Annotated in this window: 2 protein-coding genes and 2 pseudogenes; 3 read left to right on the forward strand and 1 reads right to left on the reverse strand. The window is 64.8% G+C overall.

The window, feature by feature from the left end; translation table 11 throughout:
* Positions 1-376: 376 nt before the first annotated feature.
* The 3 genes and pseudogenes from TSO5_RS24995 to TSO5_RS25005 all read left to right on the forward strand — a co-directional run bounded on the left by TSO5_RS24995 (position 377) and on the right by TSO5_RS25005 (position 4,847).
* Positions 377-1,645 (forward strand): annotated as a pseudogene (locus tag TSO5_RS24995) (IS256 family transposase).
* A gap of 264 nt (positions 1,646-1,909) precedes the next feature.
* Positions 1,910-3,775 (forward strand): WecB/TagA/CpsF family glycosyltransferase, encoded by a 1,866-nt coding sequence (locus TSO5_RS25000; RefSeq protein ID WP_282183532.1) that lies wholly within the window; start codon positions 1,910-1,912, stop codon positions 3,773-3,775.
* A 130-nt stretch (positions 3,776-3,905) separates the two neighbouring features.
* The gene (locus tag TSO5_RS25005) at positions 3,906-4,847 is read left to right on the forward strand and encodes a serine kinase (RefSeq protein WP_146203835.1); all 942 of its coding nucleotides are present in this window, start codon (positions 3,906-3,908) and stop codon (positions 4,845-4,847) included.
* A 349-nt stretch (positions 4,848-5,196) separates the two neighbouring features.
* On the opposite strand, the pseudogene TSO5_RS33490 reads toward TSO5_RS25005, so the two are convergent.
* Positions 5,197-5,399, reverse strand: a pseudogene (locus TSO5_RS33490) (ISAs1 family transposase); the annotation flags it as partial.

The following is a 5,399-nucleotide window of genomic DNA, read 5'->3' on the forward strand; positions in this document are numbered from 1 at the left end:
TTACGGCGGATTGGAGGTCTTGTGGTCAGGGCGGAGCGGTAAGCCGCCAAAAGTACAGGCTGGTGGGCTCAAGGCGCGGCTTCGCTCGGCCACACGGATGGGGCATGGGCCAGCAGCACCCGCCGGTCCCATTCATATTTCGCCACCGGAGGTGCAGGCCCCACGAGGCGGACTTCGCCCAGTGCACTGGCAAGCGCATCGCGTGGACCGTCAAGGTCGGGCTGCATGCGCCCGAGCGTGAACAGGGAACACGGATGGGTGAAGCGCTCCTCGACGACGAGTTATCCGGGAATCTGGGTGATGACGGTCTGAAGAGGGCAGCGTATCGAGGTGGGTGACGAAACCTGCCAGCACCTCCACGAGGGAGCGATACGCCATGGATGAGAATAGCAAGGTTGTCCGGCTGCGTCAGCCGGAGGAGATCGACGACCCGCTGACGGCCATCTTACGCGCCGGTGCCCGCCGGCTGCTGGAGCAAGCGATCGAGGCGGAGGTGGAAAGCTTCCTGGCCTCTATGAAGGACGTCACGTTGCCGGACGGCCGCGACCGGGTCGTACGCCACGGCCATGGTCCCGAACGAATGATCCAGACCGGTATCGGGCCGGTGCCGGTTCGCCGGGCCAAGGTGCGCGACCGTGCCGCCGCCGCGGCTGGCGAGCGGGTCCGCTTCACCTCGGCGATCCTGCCGCGCTGGGCGCGGCGGACCAAGAGCCTGGACGCCCTGCTGCCGGTGCTCTACCTGCGCAGCGTTTCCACCGGTGACTTCCAAGACGCGCTGAGCGCTTTGCTCGGCAAGGATGCCCCGAACCTGTCGCCCTCGGTGATCGGCCGGCTGAAGGAGGAGTGGGCGGCCGACTATGCGCGGTGGCAACGGCGCGACCTGTCGGCACGACGCTACGTCTACATCTGGGCCGATGGCGTCTACCTCCAGGCCCGCATGGAGCCGGTGGCCGAGTGCATACTGGTGATCATCGGCGCCACGCCGGAGGGCCGCAAGGAGCTGGTCGGCTTCCAGGCCGGCGTGCGCGAGAGCGCACAAAGCTGGCGCGATTTGCTGATCGACATCCAGGCGCGCGGCCTCACCATCGCTCCGGAACTCGCAGTCGCCGACGGGGCACTGGGGTTCTGGAAAGCGCTGGAGGAGAGCTTCCCCACCCCCCGGCATCAACGCTGCTGGGTGCACAAGACCGCCAACGTGCTGAACAAGGTCGCCAAGACGGTGCAGCCGGCGATGAAGCAGGATTTGCGGGAAATCTGGATGGCGCCCGACCGGGCCACGGCACAGGGCGCCATGGATGTCTTCGTGAAGAAATACGCCGCCAAATACGCCAAGGCGGTGGAGTGCCTGACCAAGGATCGTGACGCGCTGCTCGCCTTCTACGATTTCCCAGCCGAACACTGGGATCACATCCGGACCAGCAATCCCATCGAGAGCGTCTTTGCCACCGTCCGCCACCGGACCTTCCGCACCAAAGGGGCGCTGTCGCAGGACATCGCCAAGCTGATGGTGTTCAAGCTGGTTACCGCTGCCGCGAAAACCTGACGCCGCCTCCAGGGTGAAAACCTGTTGCCCAAGGTCATCCGCGGCGTCACATTCCGCGACGGCATTGAGGTCATCGAAGCTCCGTCACAGCACGCCGCCTGATCGGGTCGTCACCCAATTTCCCGCATAGCTCGGCAACAGGAGACGTGTGTCCGCAAGGCGCCTTGATGTATGGAGGTCGGCGGCGGCCACTATCTTCCTTGCCTCGCTCAAGTTAACGTGAGAGAGCCCAGCCCGGCCTTTTTGCACCAACGTCAGTTGGCGGTGCCCTATAGACCAAGGGGACCGGGAACTGCAATATTCAGTTCCCTACAGGCAAAAACCCCCGCCCGGCCCGCTGCCGCGCCGCGACAGGACCTCCCCGCAATGCCCTTGGAATTTGATATCTTGTGCCGGGCTGTGGCAGCGGCACTGCCAGCCGCTGTCCATGGGACCTTGGACGGTGCCGACCTGACCGGGGCAGGGACAGGGGTAGTCGACTGGGCGGCAGTCTTGCAGGCGGCATGCAATCATCGGGTGCTGCGTCCCGTGGCGGCGGCACTGAACGCTCTTCCGCCGGGAACGGTGCCACCCGAGGCACTGGCGCGCATGAACGCCGAGGAGCGGCGGGCTCTGTTCAAATCCGTCGGCCAGATTGCCGAAACAATTCGCATCAACAGACTGTTTTCTGAAGCGGGGATTCGCGTTCTCATCTTCAAAGGTGTTCTACTGTCCCAGCAGTTACACGGCGATCCGTTCTGGCGCGGGCCCGGAGATATTGATCTCCTGGTCGAACCGGCCAGTTTCTCGGCCGCGCAGAGCCTTCTGGTCGAAGCAGGGTACGAGGCGGTCGGCCGGGCGGTTGCGCCGGGTGCTCAATGGACCGTACGTGACCGCCAGTTCCAGCATCCGCAAGGCATGGTGGTGGAACTGCACCAGAGGCTGACCGCCAATCCGCACCAGTTCCACACTGATTTTGATGGTCTGTGGGCTGACCGGGCGTTGGTTGACCTGGGTGGTGTCACCCTGCCCACGCTGCCGGACCGCATCCTGCCGGTCTATCTGGCGCTGCACGGCTATCACCATTGCTGGGGGCGCCTGTGCTGGGTGGCCGATCTGGCGGTGCTCTGCTCTACCCCGCAGCGGGCCAAGGAGGCTTTGGCCGCCGCGCGGGAGGTCGGTGTCGGTGAGGCCATGCTGATCGGGTTGCACCTAGCCAACCGCTGGCTGGGCACGCCAGCGGCTGAGGTGACGGCCGTCGCACAGGCGGCATCGCGCGGCGATACCTTCATCCGTCACTTCTTCAGTGGTCCGGGCTGGCTCACTCTGCCCGAGCGGGGCACCTTGCGCTGGCTGGTCCGCGAACTGCGACGGCGGCGAAACCGCTACCTTCTGGCCCCCACCTGGCGCGGCCGCTGGCGGGAGGTGCGGGCCGACCTGTTCAACCCGATCGATCGCGACGTTCTGGCGCTGCCCACCCGCCTGTGGTGGCTCTACCCGCCGCTGCGCCCGGTTGGATGGATCATCCGGAACTTCGGCCGGCGTCCGGCAGCGGACAAGCGCCCGCCGGATAGCGCGTCCTTTCCAACCATTGATGTGCTGGGCACCGCCGTCCACCCCGTCCGGTTCTCCGAGGCCCTGGCCTTTACCGAACGGGCGGTCCGGCAGCGGTTGCCGATAGTGGTCTGTTACGTCAACGTCCATACGGTGATCGAAGCCTTGAAGGATGGCGATCTTCGCAAAGCCTTCGCGGGTGCCGCGCTTCGCGTGGCCGATGGGATGCCCCTGGTCTGGCTGAGCCGTGGGCGGGGGCTGCCGGCAGAACGGGTTTACGGTCCGGACTTCATGTGCGCCGTGCTGGAAGCGGCCGGGCGGTGGGTGGAGGATCGGCCGGCACGGCATTTCCTCTACGGCTCGACGCCCGAGGTCCTGGCGCGCCTGAGTGCCCACATCGCCGCGCTCTATCCAGGGGCGGAGGTCGTAGGGACGCTGTCGCCGCCCTTCCGCCCTTTGACCGAAGCCGAGGAACAGGACGACGCACAAACCATCAACGCTGCACGGCCCGATGTGCTGTGGGTCGGGCTGGGCGCGCCGCGCCAGGAAAAGTGGATGGCCCGCAACCGCCCCAGGCTTGAGGTGCCCCTGATTGCCGGGGTCGGCGCGGCGTTCGACTTTCTGGCCGGGGTCAAGCCGCAGGCCCCCCGGTGGATGCAGCGCCCGGGCCTGGAATGGCTGTTCCGCCTTGGGAACTGAACCGTCACGCCTGGCCGGGCGCTAACTGAAGACCATGCCGCGCTTTGTCGGCTTGCTGGCTCTGGCGGTCCTGAGGTCGCCGTTCAGGCAGGCGGGACGGTGAGGCGCTGCATTCGAATGCGGGCCTTTTTTGACGCTGATGGATGATATTCGCATGACTGATAAACGGCTGTTCGGGTGGCGTGTGCGGAGTGACGTTCTGCTTCCGGATCTCCTGGACTGGGAGGGCGATGACCGTATACCCGATGTTCTGTTCACTGTGGGGGCAGTTCAAAAGGGCCACGAGGATTGGCGTAGCTTCACCCCTGGCGTCTGGGTTGGTCCTGCCGGCGAGCTTCTGCTGTGCATTCCAGATGTGGCGGCTTATCTGGTGGAAGGCGGCTCGCAGGTCACGATCGAACCCTTTTTGCCCATTACCGCGCCGGATATCCGTGCCTTTCTGTTGGGAACGGTGCTGGCGACATTGTGCTTCAACAGGGGAATGATGCCGCTGCATGCCAGCGGCGTTGCCACGCCGCACGGCGCCCTGCTGGTTTCGGGCAATTCCGGTATGGGCAAATCAACCCTGGCAGCAACTTTGCACCGATGCCACCACCTTCCTTTGATATCTGATGACATGTGCGCGTTGGATTTTCAGAACCGAGAGAAACCAGTCCTGTGGCCCGCGTTTCCGCGCCTGAAAATGTGGAGGGACAGCGCCCAATCTTTGCAGATGTCCACAACCGGGGCAGAGCGAACCCGAGGGGAGTTCGATAAGTTCCACATCCCGGTTGCTGCACAGGATTTCCACGCCGATCCCTTGCCGATCGCGGCGCTGATTCTGCTGAACCGTTGCCCGCGCCCCGCCGAACCGCAGATCACGCAGCTCAAGGGGCTCGACGTGATGCGGCAGCGTGACATGGTGCATCGTTGGATCTTGGGCGAGGCGTTGGGGTACGGGCCGCTGATTTTCAGGGGGCTGGCCAGCGTGGCGCGGGCCGCGCCGGTTTTTGAACTGACGCGCTCTGATGATCTGGGTGCCGTGCCTGACTTGGCGGCACGGATTATCGAGCTGGCAAGCAGCCCGCGCTGAAGGGCAGGAGCCATTGGCCGGCCTCTTATACCAGTTGACCAATGCATGACCTTTGGCTTTTCCGCCGGCGCGGACGGGTTGCCGCCCGAACCCGCCTGGAGCGATGCTCCAAACCTCCTTGCTTTTGTTCAGGAAAACGAAAAGGGGTTCGGCGACCTGTTCCCGAGCGGGCGTGGGTGGCAGCCCATCAAAGGATGCAACCAATTCAGATCATCGGGCTACTGGCATTATCCGACGGGCATCGGTTGAAGGGATTACGGAGCGGAGAGGACTGCGGCGAGGAAGTCGTTGCTGATGGCGGCGAGGCCGCTTTGACGCGGACGCTCTTCTTTGTCGGGGGCTGGGTTCTGATCTCGTTGCTCTTGTCCGCGACCGTCATCTGGCCCAGCACGAGGCGCTGGGCGCCCGCCCAGGCCGAAATCATGTGGATGGCACCGCGTCCGGTCGAACGGACCGGTGCAGGGTCTTGCCGTCAATGGCGACGATCTCCCGAATGTCCTCCTGAAGCGCCTTCACGCAGGCGATGACGGCGCCGGCGATGGCTTCAACCCG

Origin of the sequence: Azospirillum sp. TSO5, assembly GCF_003116065.1 — a bacterium.
In the GTDB taxonomy this organism is placed as follows: domain Bacteria; phylum Pseudomonadota; class Alphaproteobacteria; order Azospirillales; family Azospirillaceae; genus Azospirillum.